The 13,594-nt window shown below is 67.1% G+C and carries 14 protein-coding genes, 1 tRNA gene and 1 other RNA gene; 7 read left to right on the top strand and 9 right to left on the bottom strand.

What is annotated here, in order from left to right:
* Positions 1-688: 688 nt before the first annotated feature.
* Positions 689-1,837, top strand: a complete 1,149-nt coding sequence (locus QMZ26_RS04195; protein WP_283220665.1) for a DUF3667 domain-containing protein — start codon at positions 689-691, stop codon at positions 1,835-1,837.
* A gap of 11 nt (positions 1,838-1,848) precedes the next feature.
* On the opposite strand, the gene sugE is transcribed toward QMZ26_RS04195, so the two are convergent.
* Positions 1,849-2,166 carry a quaternary ammonium compound efflux SMR transporter SugE gene (sugE, locus tag QMZ26_RS04190; protein ID WP_079220830.1) on the bottom strand — a complete coding sequence of 106 codons (318 nt, stop codon included), beginning with the start codon at positions 2,164-2,166 and terminating at the stop codon, positions 1,849-1,851.
* Positions 2,167-2,351: 185 nt separating this feature from the next.
* On the opposite strand from sugE, the gene QMZ26_RS04185 reads away from it, so the two are divergent.
* Entirely contained in the window at positions 2,352-2,741 is a 390-nt protein-coding gene (locus QMZ26_RS04185; RefSeq protein ID WP_108746055.1) for a hypothetical protein, read from the top strand.
* A gap of 165 nt (positions 2,742-2,906) precedes the next feature.
* Positions 2,907-3,003: signal recognition particle sRNA small type (gene ffs / locus QMZ26_RS04180), an RNA gene on the top strand.
* Positions 3,004-3,109: 106 nt separating this feature from the next.
* On the opposite strand, the gene QMZ26_RS04175 is transcribed toward ffs, so the two are convergent.
* Positions 3,110-3,877 (bottom strand): MBL fold metallo-hydrolase, encoded by a 768-nt coding sequence (locus QMZ26_RS04175; protein ID WP_283220664.1) that lies wholly within the window; start codon positions 3,875-3,877, stop codon positions 3,110-3,112.
* The gene (locus QMZ26_RS04170) at positions 3,877-4,626 is read right to left on the bottom strand and encodes a 3-deoxy-D-manno-octulosonic acid kinase (RefSeq protein ID WP_200732967.1); all 750 of its coding nucleotides are present in this window, start codon (positions 4,624-4,626) and stop codon (positions 3,877-3,879) included. Before QMZ26_RS04170 ends, QMZ26_RS04175 begins: the two co-directional genes overlap by 1 nt.
* A 20-nt stretch (positions 4,627-4,646) precedes the next feature.
* Between QMZ26_RS04170 and QMZ26_RS04165 the strand changes: the two genes are divergently transcribed.
* A complete protein-coding gene (locus QMZ26_RS04165; protein WP_283220663.1) occupies positions 4,647-5,693 on the top strand; it encodes a glycosyltransferase family 9 protein in 1,047 nt (348 codons plus the stop codon).
* A gap of 51 nt (positions 5,694-5,744) precedes the next feature.
* Here the strand turns inward: QMZ26_RS04165 and QMZ26_RS04160 are convergent, their stop codons facing one another.
* Positions 5,745-6,131: a DUF6165 family protein gene (locus tag QMZ26_RS04160; RefSeq protein WP_079220825.1), complete on the bottom strand. Its 387-nt coding sequence runs from the start codon at positions 6,129-6,131 to the stop codon at positions 5,745-5,747.
* Positions 6,132-6,395: 264 nt separating this feature from the next.
* Positions 6,396-6,486 (bottom strand) — tRNA-Ser (locus QMZ26_RS04155).
* A 166-nt stretch (positions 6,487-6,652) separates the two neighbouring features.
* Between QMZ26_RS04155 and QMZ26_RS04150 the strand changes: the two genes are divergently transcribed.
* On the top strand, positions 6,653-7,357 hold the full coding sequence (locus QMZ26_RS04150; protein WP_079220824.1) for a protein phosphatase 2C domain-containing protein: 705 nt from the start codon (positions 6,653-6,655) through the stop codon (positions 7,355-7,357).
* Between the two features lie 70 nt (positions 7,358-7,427).
* On the opposite strand, the gene dnaQ is transcribed toward QMZ26_RS04150, so the two are convergent.
* The 3 genes from dnaQ to QMZ26_RS04135 are packed head-to-tail and all read right to left on the bottom strand — an operon-like array spanning position 7,428 to position 9,270.
* Entirely contained in the window at positions 7,428-8,156 is a 729-nt protein-coding gene (gene dnaQ, locus QMZ26_RS04145; RefSeq protein ID WP_283220662.1) for a DNA polymerase III subunit epsilon, read from the bottom strand.
* Between the two features lie 4 nt (positions 8,157-8,160).
* On the bottom strand, positions 8,161-8,613 hold the full coding sequence (rnhA, locus tag QMZ26_RS04140) for a ribonuclease HI (RefSeq protein WP_079220822.1): 453 nt from the start codon (positions 8,611-8,613) through the stop codon (positions 8,161-8,163).
* A gap of 12 nt (positions 8,614-8,625) precedes the next feature.
* On the bottom strand, positions 8,626-9,270 hold the full coding sequence (locus QMZ26_RS04135) for a class I SAM-dependent methyltransferase (RefSeq protein ID WP_283220661.1): 645 nt from the start codon (positions 9,268-9,270) through the stop codon (positions 8,626-8,628).
* Between the two features lie 11 nt (positions 9,271-9,281).
* Between QMZ26_RS04135 and gloB the strand changes: the two genes are divergently transcribed.
* Together gloB and QMZ26_RS04125 are read left to right on the top strand one after the other, a co-directional pair.
* Positions 9,282-10,046 (top strand): hydroxyacylglutathione hydrolase, encoded by a 765-nt coding sequence (gene gloB, locus QMZ26_RS04130; RefSeq protein ID WP_283220660.1) that lies wholly within the window; start codon positions 9,282-9,284, stop codon positions 10,044-10,046.
* Positions 10,043-11,248, top strand: a complete 1,206-nt coding sequence (locus QMZ26_RS04125; RefSeq protein WP_200732971.1) for a lytic transglycosylase domain-containing protein — start codon at positions 10,043-10,045, stop codon at positions 11,246-11,248. The genes gloB and QMZ26_RS04125 overlap by 4 nt, the downstream gene beginning before the upstream one ends.
* Before the next feature lie 249 nt (positions 11,249-11,497).
* Here the strand turns inward: QMZ26_RS04125 and QMZ26_RS04120 are convergent, their stop codons facing one another.
* Positions 11,498-13,453, bottom strand: coding sequence for a peptidyl-prolyl cis-trans isomerase (locus QMZ26_RS04120; RefSeq protein ID WP_108746052.1), 1,956 nt, complete (start codon positions 13,451-13,453; stop codon positions 11,498-11,500).
* Positions 13,454-13,594 lie beyond the last annotated feature (141 nt).

Genomic DNA, 13,594 nt, shown 5'->3' with positions numbered 1-13,594 from the left:
CGCCAGACAAACGCAAAAGGGCCGCCCATAGGGTGGCCCTTTTGCGTTTGTCTGGCGGATGGGATGGGTGGTGAGAAGCCCCGCTGGGGTTCGACGGTTCTGCAGGAGCAGAACCGGACAGCCGCAGGCTGGTCCCGAGGCGCAACGCGCATCGGGATCGGGTGCATGGATGCACCCGACAATCCCCCTCTCTCCGCCAGATAAATAAAAAAGGCTGCCCTTCGGGCGGCCTTTTTTATTTATCTGGCGCGGGACGCGAAGTGCGCTGCGCGCGCTTCGCCCCATGCGTTGCTGCGCAACGAATGGGCCCCTCCCTTTGCCTGCCTCTCCCCGCCCCTGTCGGGGCAGCCCCTCAACAGAGGGGCTTGTGCCTCCAGACAGATCAGTAGATCCACGCCATGCGTGGATGGCACGCCGTCCGATGCCCCTCATCTGGCAGGCGCTTTTCCTGTTTATCTGGCGCGGGACGCGAAGTGCGCTGCGCGCGCTTCGCCCCATGCGTTGCTGCGCAACGAATGGGCCCCTCCCTTTGCCTGCCTCTCCCCCGAAGGCAGTAGATCCACGCCATGCGTGGATGGCGCGCCACGCCGCGCCCGCACACCCATAAACACCCCTGACCCAAAAGCTGAACGAAACCTGAAAAATCGCTATCGTAGGCGCCTTCAACCAATACCCGGCCCTTCGCCCGATGAACTCGACCGAAAGCGTGCACGCCGCCCTGCCCGACGCCGGTTCCCCGGCACATGGCACCTGCGAGAACTGCGACACCGCCCTGCATGGCCACTACTGCCACCAGTGCGGGCAGTCCGCGCACAACCCGCTCAAGCATGTCGGCCACGCCATCGAGGAAGTCTTCGAATCGTTCTGGCACCTGGACGGGCGCATCTTCCGCACGCTGCGCGACCTGTGGGTGCCCGGCCGCATTGCACTGAACTATCTCAAGGGCCGCCGGGTGGGCTACGTGCAGCCGTTGCGGCTGTTCGTCATCCTCACGCTGTTCACGTTCTTCATCGGCAAGATGTTCGTGCACGTTGACGATTTCAACGTGGGTGCCAGCGGCAATTCGCTGTTCGGCAAAGCCACCACCGCCGAGCAGGTCGAGGCGGTGCGCGCGCAGCAGATGGCACTGATCGACCAGCAGGCCGGCACGGCCAATGCCGGCAACCCCGGCCTGGCCATTGCCAGGGCTGCCGTCAATGCAGCGGCGGCGCAGCGCAAGGCCGAACTCGGCACGCCCGCTGACGCCACCGCACCCACGGTCGGCGATGACCCTGGCACGTTCTTCAACTACAGCATCAACGGCAAGCCCTGGGATGCAGACAGCAACCCCATCGTGCTGGCCGGCCTGCCGCAGTTCGCCAACAACTGGCTCAACCGGCGCCTGCAGAACGGCAACGCCAACATCCAGCGCATGGGCGGCAAGACCGATCTGTACATGCAGGCGATCCTCACCGCCCTGCCCGGTGCGCTGTTCTTCCTGATGCCGGTGTTCGCGCTGGTCCTGCGCATCGCCTACATCCCGCGCCTGATGGGCTACCTCGAACACCTGGTGGTGGCGCTGTACAGCCACTGCTGGCTGATGATGGTGGTGCTGGCGACCTTCCTGGTCGCCAGCATCAGCAACGCGCTGGCCTCGCCCCTGTTCGCCACGCTCAGCCCATGGCTGCTTGCGCTGCTGTGGCTGTCGGTGCCGGTCTACCTGCTGTGGATGCAGCAGCGCGTCTATGGCGGCAACAAGCTGCTGACCGTGCTGCGCTACACCCTCATCGGCGGCGTCTACTTCTTCCTGGTCAACGTAGTGGTGATGTATGCGGCACTGGCAGGCATTTCCGCCTGACCGCCGCAGCTTCAACTACTGGAGAGCTTCATCAGCACCAGGCCGGAAACAATCAGCACGGCCGCACCGATGCGCATCGCGCTGACCTGCTCGCCGAGGAACACGATGCCGACCACGAAGGCACCGACCGCGCCGATGCCCGTCCAGATCGTGTAGGCGGTACCCAGTGGCAGCGTGCGCATGGCCACGGCCAGCAGCCAGAAGCTGGCGATCATGCCGACAAGGGTGATCACGCTGGGAGCAAGACGGGTGAAGCCCTCGGACTGCTTCATCGCCACGGCCCAGACAATTTCAAGCAGGCCGGCAAACAACAGATAGATCCAGGCCATGACGGCCCTCCTCTTGGTAGGGCCAGGCCGTCCTGGTCATTGATTCCCGATGCGGGGGAGGTCGTTTCTCCTGCGGCCGCATTCTAGCAACGCCGGATGCGCGGGGCCGTGCTGCACGCACCGTGATTACACAGGGTTCAGGCGGAGCGGCCATGCCATGATGGCGCTTTGGTCCGGGGTGCTGCATGAGCGTTGAAGAGGATCTGACGACGTGGCTGGCTGCAACGTTGCGCGAACCACGCCCGGCATCGCTGCGCAGCTACTGCTTCAACCTGGTGGACGGTGCGGCCGCCGACGAGGCCAGCTTTACCCTTGAACTGGTCGGCTGCGAGCGCTTCGATGCCAATGACCCGGACTGGCCATGCGACGAGTGCTGGCGCCCCAGCCATCCGCCACTGGAAATCGCCACCGCGTTCACCGGACCGGACTGGGAAAGCTGCCTGGAAAACATGCGCGGGCTGCTGTTGCCGCTGGTGCAGGAAGGCACGCCCGGCGCGCCACTGCGCATGGCCCAGGGCGTCGGCCTGGGCTTCGTGGACGGCGACCTGCACCTGCTGTGGCAACGCGGGGACTGAAAACCGCGCGTGACGCTGGCGCGCACCTGCCCGCCTGCGCTAGAATGCGCGCCTGCCATCGGCCAGCCGATGTGCAGTCCGGCTGTGGTCTCCGGCGCGCGACGCGCTGCTTCCCCTGATCCGTGAACCGGCCGCCCTTGGGCGGCCAACGTCTCTATGGTGGCCCCGTCGGCCCCTCGCGACGCTAGGTCGAAAATCCCGCCAGGGCCGGAAGGCAGCAACGGTATCGATCGACGCGGGCGCCGAGGTCAGCCGGCGGGGCCACCGCCTTTTTGGGCGATGCCCCGCCCGCGCCTCGCCATGAATGGCCCGGCGCTACCGGGCACTCGTTCTGATGCATTCCAGACAGGTGGACTGGCCCATGGCCGTCACGGCGGATCCTGCGCCAGCACGTGCGGCGCCGTCGGGGTCGCCAGCGGCACGCGCTGCCCCGGCTGCGCCACGCGGTGCCCACGCGCAGCCAGCGCCTGGCCATCGGCCGCGCTGGCGTAGTGGTAGAGCATCATCCGCGACTGCAGCTCGGCGCTGTACTCGCGCTCCAGGTCATCCACGCCGGTGTGCGAAGGATTGCCATGCAGTCCGCAGTCGTGGGCGATCAGTTCGTTGTCGTTGGCAAAGCGCGCCAGCATCTCCGGAATCGGCCGGGTATCGCCGCTCCAGGTCAACGCGCCCTGCAGGCGCAGGCCATAGGCAGTCTCCGGCCAGTGGTGGCGTGCCGGGAACACTTCCAGGCGCACGCCCTCATGCCAGAACGCATCGCCCACCACGACCAGCTGGAAGGCATCCCAGAAGTTGGCGCCGCCTTCGGCCAGCACGTTGGGGTAATCGCCCACGCGCTTGTGCAGCAGCGGCACCACGGTGGCCGGCACGTACAGGCGCACTTTGCCGCGCCGGTGCGTGTTGAAGAAGGTATCCACGAACAGCCGCTCGAAGCCGGCCACGTGGTCCAGGTGCACGTGGGTGACGAACAGCGCCTGCGGCAGGTGCCCGTAGTGCGCCTTGAAGGCGGTCAGGCCCTCGCCACCGCAATCGATGGTCAGCCACGGGCGGCCATCACGCTCGATGACCGACATGGGGGAACCCAGCTCGACCGCCGACGCATTGCCGACGCCGAGAAAACGCAACGACCAGTCCATCAGGTGCCCCGGTTCCAGGCCATGTCATAGGCGCGACGCAGCCGCGCGTAGTCCTTCTGCACGTCTTCCACGCTGCGCTCGCCACGCAGCTTGACCAGCGAACGCAGCAGGCGCTTGAGGTTGCGCTCGCGCCAGGCCGTGGCCGGGATGCGGATGACCCCGCGGTCGAAGTCGATCAGCCAGCCGTGGCCATTGCCATCGAACAGGATGTTGTGGGCGTTGAGGTCGGCATGGTCCAGGCCGGCGCGATGGAAGCGCGCGATCAGCCGGCCCGCCTCTTCCCATGGCGCGCCACGGCCGGCCACCAGCGCGCGGTCGGCCAGCGAGCGCACGCCTTCGATGCGTTCCATCAGGATGGCCGCGCGGTAGCGCATGCCTTCACGCATGTAGAAGGCCGCTACTGGCCGGGGCACCGGCAGCTTCTGCGCGCGCAGGGCGCGCATCAGCCGGAATTCGGCAAAACTACGGGTACGGTCGGCGCCGCGCCAGATGTACTGGTCCCGGCTGAGCTTGGCTGCCAGGCCGCCGCGCAGGTAGTGGCGCAGCACCCCGGGACCAAAGGAGGCATCGACGAACCAGGCACTGCCCCGCCCGCCTTCACCCACCGGCCGGGCCTTGCTGCCCCAGTGCTGGGGCGAGAACAGGCCGACGTCGGCTTGCCGCAGCCGCTCGCGGTCGAACAGAATGGCCCCGATGCCGCGACCCTCGCGGCATGGCGTCAGCGCTTCATTGGCGTCAAATACGACCATTCCATTGAGTCTAACAACACATGGCATCAGCGTCCTCATCCTTGTGCCTCCTGCGCCTGTCTGCTCTGGGGGATGTCACCCACGTTGTTCCCCTGGTGCGCACCCTGCAGGCCGCGCGCCCGGACACGCCGATCCACTGGATCATCGACAAGGTTGGCCACAAGCTGCTGGATGGCCTGCCTGGCGTGGTGTTCCACCCATACGACAAGAAGACCGGCATGGCCGGGGTCAAGGAGCTGCGCACGCAGCTGCCGCCGGGCCGCTTCGAAGCGCTGCTGCAGATGCAGGTCGCTTTCCGCGCGAACCTGCTGTCGGCCTTCATTCCGGCCGAGCGCCGCATCGGCTACGACCGCAGCCGTTCCAAGGACCTGCACGGACTGTTCATCAACGAACGCATTCCCGATCGCCCGGGCATCCACGTGCTCGATGCCATCGGCAGCTTCTGCGAACCGCTGGGCCTGCGCCAGACCGAAGTGAGCTGGGATCTGGCCATTCCGCCGTCGGCCTACGAATGGGCGGCAGCGCAGTGGGCCGATGATGGCCGCCCGGTGCTGATGATCTCGCCGTGCTCCAGCCACGTCATGCGCAACTGGTACGCCGACCGCTATGCCGCCGTGGCCAACCATGCCAGCGCGCGTGGCTGGCAGGTGGTGCTGTGTGGCGGCCGCAGCGAACTGGAGCGCAGCATGGCCGATGCCATCCTCACCCAGCTGACGACGCCGGCGCTGGACCTGGTGGGCAGGGATACGCTGAAGCAGCTGCCGGCCCTGCTGGCCCGCGCCAATCTGGTGATGACGCCTGATTCGGGCCCGATGCATATCGCCAACGCGATGGGCGCCAAGGTGCTGGGCCTGCATGCGGCCAGCAACCCGCACCGCAGCGGCCCCTATTCCGACCGGCGCTACTGCGTGGACCGTTACGACGATGCCGCGCGCAAGTACCTGGGCAAGACCGCCGCCGATCTCAAGTGGGGCACCAAGATCGAGTTCGACGATGTGATGGAACTGATCACCGTCGAAGACGGCATCGCCGCCTTCGAACGCTACGTGGCCGATCACCTCGGCTGAGCGACCGGTGCGGGCCGCCCATGGCCCGCACCCTCCACGCAGGGCGTGGGATTACTTGTAGGACTTCTCTTCCACGTACGCCGAGCCCAGCGCCAGGTTGATCGCCTTCTTGATGCGCGCGCGCTCGTCATTGCGCAGGTAGACGCTGCGGGCCAGGTCGACGAACGCCTGGTCGAAGGCCTGGGCCTTCTCTTTCAGGCGGACCTCGTCCTCGATGTCCCACAGCTGCTCGTTGACCGCCTTCAGATCGGCACGCAGCTTGGCGATGTCCTTCACCGCCGCCGGGTGACCCATCCAGGTGGTATCCAGCGCGGACAGCTCGCGGCGCACGTTGGCCAGCTTGCCTTCATCGCTGATGCGCTCGGACTTGATCTGCAGGATCGAGATCTTGTCGAGCAGCTCGCCAAAGGAAACAGGCACAAGGATTTCAGCGGTCATGGCAGCGCTCCAGCAGGTGATGCGTACATGGTAACCCGCAGTGTGCGAACGGCATCCACGCAATGCACCCGTTCCAGCAAGACATCGGGTGGAACAAGCCCCTCTGTTGAGGGGCTGCCCCGACAGGGGCGGGGAGAGGCAGGCAAAGGGAGGGGCCCATGCGTTGCGCAGCAATGCATGGGGCGAAGCGCGCAAAGCGCGTTTCGCGTCCCGCGCCAGATTAAAAAAGAAGGGCTGCCTTTCGGCAGCCCTTCTTTTTTAATCTGGCGGAGAGGGGGGGATTCGAACCCCCGAGGCGCTATAAACGCCTGCCTGATTTCGAGTCAGGTACATTCAACCGCTCTGCCACCTCTCCAGGTGTTCCCCGGCGAACCGGGGACGCGCATCATACGAGGAAGCGCGGCAGACCACAAGCCATTGCGGCCCATCATGTGAAAATTTTCTGACTGAACGCCTTGCCGGATGTCCGCTTGGCCGTGATGATGCCGTTCTCCCCGGCATGACCCCGCCCAGCAACCACCATGATTGAATTCGGACACCTCACCCACCCTGGCCTGCGCCGCGAGCTCAACGAGGACACCTATTACGGTGACAGCGAGCTGGCCCTGTGGCTGGTGGCCGACGGCATGGGCGGGCACGCCTGCGGTGAGGTGGCCAGCGCCCTGGCACGCGAGACCATCGTCCGCGAGATCCGCCGCGGCGCGCCGCTGGCGCACGCCATCCGCACCGCCGACGAAGAGATCATCCGTGCGTCGCGGCGGCGCAACGACACCCTGCCGATGGGCACCACCGTGGTCGCCGCACGCGTGCAGGGCAACCGTTATGAAGTGGCCTGGGTGGGCGACAGCCGCGCCTACCTGTGGCGCGACGGCCAGCTGGCCCAGCTCAGCCAGGACCACAGCGTGGTGCAGGAACTGGTGGCGCAGGGCAACCTGACCGCCGAACAGGCGCGCGCCCACCCGCACCGCAACGTGGTCACCCAGGCCCTGGGCGTGACCGACCCGAACCATCTGAACGTGGCCACCACCAGCGGCGAACTGCGCCCGGGCATGCAGCTGCTGCTGTGCAGCGACGGCCTGACCGAAGACGTCGACGACCGCGACATCGCCCGTACCCTGGCCTACGACGATGCCAGCGCCCAGGAATGCGTGGACAGCCTGGTGGCCTCGGCCCTCGACGGCGGCGGGTCGGACAACATCACGGTGATCCTGGTGCGCTGCCATTAACCGGTAGATCCACGCCATGCGTGGATGACGCGTCGTGGATGCCGGTCCATGCCCGGCCCCCCCCGACCACTTACGCGCTTGCAGCCTCTTCCACCTTCGGGCCATCCCACAATGCGTGGCCAGCCTTCTTGCGCAGGCGCTCCAGGCGCGCGGTGTGCGCCTCCAGCTCCGATGCCGTGGCCACCACGCGCGGGCGCGGCAGCAGCGTGCTGGTATCGAAGGCCAGCAGCGTGGCACCGTCGGCCCCGCTGTCGTCTTCCAGGCCGAAGCCGATCTCTTCCTGCCCCGAGGTCAGCGCGATGTAGACATCGCCCAGGATCTGCGCATCGAGCAGGCCGCCGTGCAGCGCACGGTGCGAGTTGTCCACGCCCAGGCGCCGGCACAGGGCGTCCAGCGAATTGCGCTGGCCGGGGAAGCGCTCGCGCGCCATCGCCAGGGTATCGATCACCGTGCAGCGGTCGGTGATCTTGCCGTACTGCGGCCCCAGCAGGGACAGCTCGTAATCCAGGAAGCCCAGGTCGAACGCCGCGTTGTGGATGATCAGCTCGGCGCCATCGATGAACGCCAGGAACTCATCGGCGATCTGCGCGAACTCGGGCTTGTCGGCCAGGAAATCCAGGCTCAGCCCGGTGACTTCCTGCGCGCCCTGCTCGAAGTCGACGTCGGGCCTGATGTACTGGTGGTAGTTGTTGTTGGTCGGGCGGCGCTTGAACAGCTCCACGCAGCCGATTTCAACGATGCGGTTGCCCTTCTTCCATTCCAGGCCGGTGGTTTCGGTATCGAGGATGATCTGACGCATGGGCTCAGTTTACCGGGCTGCCGTCGCGGATCTGGATCGCGGCATTGCGCGCCAGGGTGTCGACCCGCTCATTGTCCGGGTCGCCGGAGTGGCCCTTCACCCAGCGCCAGTCGATCTGGTGCCGCAGCGTGGCCGCATGCAGGCGCTCCCACAGCTCGCGGTTCTTCACCGGGTCGCCGCCGGCCGTCTTCCAGTTCTTGCGGATCCAGCCCGGCATCCACTGGGTCAGGCCCTGCCGCACGTACTGCGAATCGGTGTAGAGCACGATGTCGCACGGCTCGGTCAGCGTCTCCAGCCCGGAAATGGCCGCCATCAGTTCCATCCGGTTGTTGGTGGTGTGCGCTTCGCCCCCGCTCAGTTCGCGCTCGTGGCCCTTGTAGCGCAGCAGAGCGGCCCAGCCACCGGGGCCGGGATTGCCGAGGCAGGAACCGTCGGTGTGGATTTCAATGGTTTTCAATACAACTCCAGATCAGGTAGCAACGGTGCCGTGCCAGCGCACCGGCAGCGGGGTCGGCCCGGGCAGGGCCAGCGTACGTTTTTCGGCATGGAACAGGCAGGCCGCGCGCAGCGGCGCCCAGCCCGCGCGACGGCGGCTGCCAGCCCCCTGCCACAGCGGCCCCAGGTAGCGGGTGTCATCGCATTCCAGCCCATGGCGGGCCAGCAGCAGGCGCAGCCGCTGCGGCGTGCGCACCACCAGCCCATGCTGGCGCCAGCGGGTGCGGTACGGGCTGAACGGGTTGAGGCTGCTCAGCCACAGCTGGCCGCCGGGCATCAGCACGCGCGAGCACTCATCCAGCAGGTAATCGGCATCGGCGGCGGTCACGTGCTGCAGCACGATGGCGTTGACGCTCTCGTTGGCCAGCGGCAGCGGCAGCGCGCAGCGGGTATCACCGGCATAGCCGGTGCCGTCGCGGTACAGGCGCAGGCCGCGGCCGCCCAGCTGCGCATCCTCCAGCCAGGATGCCGTGGGGGCGATCCACAGCCAGGGCTGGGACGGCAGGGTGGCCAGCCGTGGCAGCAGCAGCTGGCGCTCGAGCACGCGCAGGGCCGCCGCCGGCTCGCTGTCGAACCACGGCACCAGGCTCGCTTGACGGTGGCTCTGCAGCAGGGGCATGGTCCAATTCTATGCGACTGACTGCCCTGCCCGCATTTGCGGATAACTACATCTGGATGCTGATCGCCGACGATGGCGCCGCCGTGGTCGTCGACCCCGGCGATGCCGCGCCCGTGCTGGCCCTGGCCGACCAAGGCCTGCGCGTGGACACCATCCTGCTGACCCACCACCACGACGACCACATCGGCGGCGTACCCGCGCTGCAGGCGCGTTTTCCCAGCGCACGGGTCATCGCTCCGGTCGAGGAGCGGATCCCGACGGCCACCGAGCGGGTGGGCGAAGGTGAACGCGTTCAGGCACTGGGCCGGATGTTCCACGTACTATCCGTGCCCGGGCATACCCGCAGCCACATCGCGTTTCACACCGCTGAACATCTTTTCAGCGGAGATTCGTTGTTCAGCCTGGGCTGTGGACGCCTGTTCGAAGGTACGCCGTCCCAGCTGCTGGCGTCGATGCGCAAGCTGGGTACCTTGCCCGTGCAACTGCTGCTTTGTTGCGCCCATGAGTACACCGTGTCAAATGCCGTCTTCGCGCGGCATGTCGACCCCGCCAACGCTGCCCTGTGGCAGCGCCAAGAGGAGGCTTTGGCCATGCGCCGCGATGACCGTTCCACCCTGCCGGTAACCCTGGCCAACGAACTGGACTGCAATCCGTTCCTGCGTGTGCACACCGCGCCGATCCGCGCGGCGGTGTCGGCGCACCTGGGGCGCGATGTCGTTGACGACGTCGATGTCATGGCCGGTCTCCGGCACTGGAAAGACGGCTTCCGCGCATGATGCGCCGAAGTCTGCCGCTGGCCCTGGGCCTTGTCCTGGGGCTGGCCGGAAACGCGGGCGCGCAGTCGCTGGGTGCCGGCATCAGCCAGAACCTGACCGCCGCGTCGGCCGTGCCGATGGACCCGGCCCTGCTGCCGGCCGCGTCGGTCCGCAACGGCCAGGAGATCTTCGCCAGCTTCCGCGAGGGCCTGGCCGAACCGACCTGTGACGCTGACGCAACCAGCCCGCGCTGGCAGAAGCAGTTTGCCCACGCCCCCTCACGCCTGGCCAACCAGGATGACGATGCGCTGGTGCTGTTCGGCTATGTGGTCGAAGAACTGCGCAAGGCCAGCCTGCCCACCGAATTCGCGCTCATCCCGTTCGTGGAGAGCGGCTACCGCCCCAACGCCCGCAACGGCAGCGGCCCGACCGGCCTGTGGCAGTTCATCGCCACCACCGCGCGCAACCACCGCGTGCCGATGGCCAACGGCTACGACGGCCGCCTCTCGGCGGTCGATTCCACCCAGGCCGCGGTGCGCTACCTGAAGACCCTGCACGGCATGTTCGGCGGCGATTGGCGCCTGGCGACCATGGCCTACAACGCCGGCGAGTACCGCGTGCTGCAGTCGATGCGCAAGGCGGGGATGAACGCCCAGAACGCCAAGCCGGCCGCCCTGCCCGGCCTGTCGCCGGTCACCCATGCCTACGTCGAAAAGCTGCATGCCCTGGCCTGCGTGCTGGAGGATGCCGAAGACGAACCCGGCGTGATGGCCTCGCTGGACCGTACCGTGCCCGTACTGAAGGGCCACACCCTGCCAGCGGGCACCAGCGTGCAGCAGTGGGCCGCGCAGCGTGCGCTGGACCCGAACCGCATTGCCCGCCTGAACCCGGCCCTGGCCGGCAGCAGCCGCCCGTCAGGCACCACCCGCGTGCTGGCCCCGGTCGCCGCGGCCTCCGCGCCGGTGTCCGATATTGCCTCGGTGGCCACCGCCGCGGGCGCGGCCACCGCCACTGCAAGCCTGCAGCCGGCCCCTCAGGTCGCCAAGGTCGTGGCCAGCGCCGCTGACCGCCCGCGCAACCGCCGCCACACCGTGCGCAATGGCGAATCGGCGTGGACCATCGCCCGCCGCTACGGCATGCCGGTCAAGGCACTGCTGTCGTTGAACGGCCTGAGCGGCAGCGCCGTACTGAAGCCCGGCGCCGTGCTGCGCATCGAAGACTGATCGCGGCGCTCCGCTGTCTGTAGAGGTCGAGCCTGCTCGACCGCTCTTCCGCTCTCCGTAGAGTCGAGCTTGCTCGACTGCTCTTCCGCTCTCCGTAGAGTCGAGCTTGCTCGACTGCTTCTGCATGTCCAGTCGAGCAAGCTCGACTCTACAAAAGCAGTCGAGCAAGCTCGACTCTACATACAGCGGACGCGCCAACAAAAAAGGCCCGGCATTGCCGGGCCTTTTTCGTCCTGCTCGCCGTGTGGCTTACAGGTTCGCTTCGGTGGTCTGCACCAGGAACTTCTTGCGCATCGCATCGATGTAGGCCTTGGCCGCAGCCATGCCGTCGATCTGGCTCAGCTGGTCCTTCAGCTGCTTCTGCTGTTCCGGCGTCACTTCCTTGATGTTGCCCGGGGTGACCTTGTTCACCACGAAGACCAGTGCGTGACCGTTGACGTCAACCTTGCCGTAGCTCGGCTTGCCTTCGGCCGGCACCGGCGCACCGAAGATGGCGCGGTTGATTTCCGGGGTCGGCACCGGCTGGCTGCGCGGCAGGCCCGGCATCGGGCTGACCTGCAGCTTGTCGCTGGCCACCAGCGACTGCAGGCTGGCACCGCCCTTCAGCTTGGCCAGCAGGGCATCAGCGGCCTTGTCGCTGGCCTGGCGCTGGCGGTCGGCACGGATCGCGGCGATGACCTGCTCGCGGGCCTTGTCCAGCGGCAGCGCCTGTTCCGGGGTGTGCGCGGCCACGCGGATCACGACACTGTGGTTGGTGCTGCCGCCCAGGGCGATCGGATCGCTGGAGGTACCGTCCTGCACCATCACGTCGGAGAAGGCCGAACGCAGCACCGCCGGGTCAGCAGCGATGCCGCTGGCGGTGGCACGGGTGATCGGGCCCAGGGTCTGCACCGGCAGGTCCACCGACTTGGCCGCGGCAACCAGGTCGCTCGGGCTCTTGTTGATGGCGTCGACCAGGCGGCCGGCCAGATCGTTGAAGCCACGCTCGCCGTCGGCCTTCAGCTGTTCGGCGGCCAGCGTGTCGCGCACTTCCTCGAACGACTTGCCTTCGCCACCGCGCACGGCCGCGACCTTGATGATGTGGTAGCCGAAGTCGGTCTTGACCGGGCCGATCACGTCACCCGCCTTGGCAGCGAACAGCGCGTCTTCGAACGGCTTGACCATCGCGCCACGCTCGACCCAGCCCAGGTCACCACCCTGGTCCTTGGAACCCGGATCTTCCGAGTTGGCCTTGGCCAGTGCGGCAAAGTCGGCACCGGCCGCCTTGGCTTCGGTCGCCAGCTTGGCGGCCTTGGCTTCGGCACCGTCGCCGGTGATCAGGATGTGCGAGGCCTGGCGCTGTTCCGGGGTCGCGAACTTCGCCTTCTCTTCCTCGTAGCGCTTGCGCAGGGTCGCCTCATCGGCCGGCACCGGCGCCGGCAGGTTGGCGCCGTTGAGCTCGACGTATTCCAGCGTGACCGACTCGGCCTGGCGGAAATCCTTGCCGTGGCTGTCATACCACTGCTTGATCTGCGCATCGGTGACCGGCGCGGTATCGGCCGGCACTTCCGGCAGCGCGACCAGCTCGACGTCACGGGTTTCGCCGAGCAGCTTCAGCAGGCGCTCGGTCTCGGCCTGGGTGACGAAGCCGGAGTTCTGCAGGCCGGCCGGGATCACCGACTGCTGCAGGCTGGCACGCACTTCTTCCTGGAACTGCGCCGGGGTACGCGGCGGATTGCCACCGCCCAGCGCCAGCCGGTAGTTGTTTTCATTGAACTTGCCATCGCTGCCGAGGAAGGCCGGGATGGTCAGGATGTAATCGCGCACGGCACCGTCGCCGACAACCACGCCGGCCTGTTCGCCCACCAGGCGCACGACCTGCTCGTCGACCAGCTGGTCAAGCACGGCCAGCTTGTTCTCGGTGCTCTCGAACGCGCGCGGGTCGAAGTTCTCGCCCTGCTGCTGGCGCTCACGCATGCGCTCCTGCTCGAAGCGGGTACGGAAATCCTGCGCGCTGATCTCGTGGTGCTGCCACAGCATGCGCACCGGCCACCACGACGGCGCCGAGCGCCACCAGGTCGGCGGTGCCGAAACCTTGGCCACGTTCTGTGCGCCGACACCACCGAGGTAGCTGTTGTCGATCACGAACAGGAACGGAATCATCAGCAGCCCCAGGATCACGGTGACGATCCAGCCTGAGGTCTTGTCGCGGAGTTTCTGCAGCATGGTGAGGAATCACATGGCCTGATTGGCGAGCCCGGCAGTGTAACCCGCTTCGCGGCCCGCACCAAAAACGGCGCGGAGGCAGGCAGGGCAAGGATCTGCGCCCCATGCGCACTGTCCACGCCGTGCCTGCGATGGCCGCAC

This window comes from Stenotrophomonas sp. PFBMAA-4 (genome assembly GCF_030053215.1).
Taxonomy (GTDB): Bacteria; Pseudomonadota; Gammaproteobacteria; order Xanthomonadales; family Xanthomonadaceae; genus Stenotrophomonas.
Note: the sequence above shows the minus strand (reverse complement) of the source record. Positions and strands in the feature narration are given on the sequence as shown.

Excerpts from the sequence above, each read along its gene's own strand:
- QMZ26_RS04120 (WP_108746052.1), bottom strand. The coding sequence starts at position 13,453 with ATGCTGCAGAAACTCCGCGACAAGACCTCAGGCTGGATCGTCACCGTG.
- QMZ26_RS04195 (WP_283220665.1), top strand. The coding sequence starts at position 689 with ATGAACTCGACCGAAAGCGTGCACGCCGCCCTGCCCGACGCCGGTTCC.
- sugE (WP_079220830.1), bottom strand. The coding sequence starts at position 2,166 with ATGGCCTGGATCTATCTGTTGTTTGCCGGCCTGCTTGAAATTGTCTGG.
- QMZ26_RS04135 (WP_283220661.1), bottom strand. The coding sequence starts at position 9,270 with ATGCCCCTGCTGCAGAGCCACCGTCAAGCGAGCCTGGTGCCGTGGTTC.
- QMZ26_RS04175 (WP_283220664.1), bottom strand. The coding sequence starts at position 3,877 with ATGGACTGGTCGTTGCGTTTTCTCGGCGTCGGCAATGCGTCGGCGGTC.
- QMZ26_RS04160 (WP_079220825.1), bottom strand. The coding sequence starts at position 6,131 with ATGACCGCTGAAATCCTTGTGCCTGTTTCCTTTGGCGAGCTGCTCGAC.
- dnaQ (WP_283220662.1), bottom strand. The coding sequence starts at position 8,156 with ATGCGTCAGATCATCCTCGATACCGAAACCACCGGCCTGGAATGGAAG.
- gloB (WP_283220660.1), top strand. The coding sequence starts at position 9,282 with ATGCGACTGACTGCCCTGCCCGCATTTGCGGATAACTACATCTGGATG.
- QMZ26_RS04165 (WP_283220663.1), top strand. The coding sequence starts at position 4,647 with ATGGCATCAGCGTCCTCATCCTTGTGCCTCCTGCGCCTGTCTGCTCTG.
- QMZ26_RS04125 (WP_200732971.1), top strand. The coding sequence starts at position 10,043 with ATGATGCGCCGAAGTCTGCCGCTGGCCCTGGGCCTTGTCCTGGGGCTG.
- QMZ26_RS04170 (WP_200732967.1), bottom strand. The coding sequence starts at position 4,626 with ATGGTCGTATTTGACGCCAATGAAGCGCTGACGCCATGCCGCGAGGGT.
- QMZ26_RS04150 (WP_079220824.1), top strand. The coding sequence starts at position 6,653 with ATGATTGAATTCGGACACCTCACCCACCCTGGCCTGCGCCGCGAGCTC.
- QMZ26_RS04185 (WP_108746055.1), top strand. The coding sequence starts at position 2,352 with ATGAGCGTTGAAGAGGATCTGACGACGTGGCTGGCTGCAACGTTGCGC.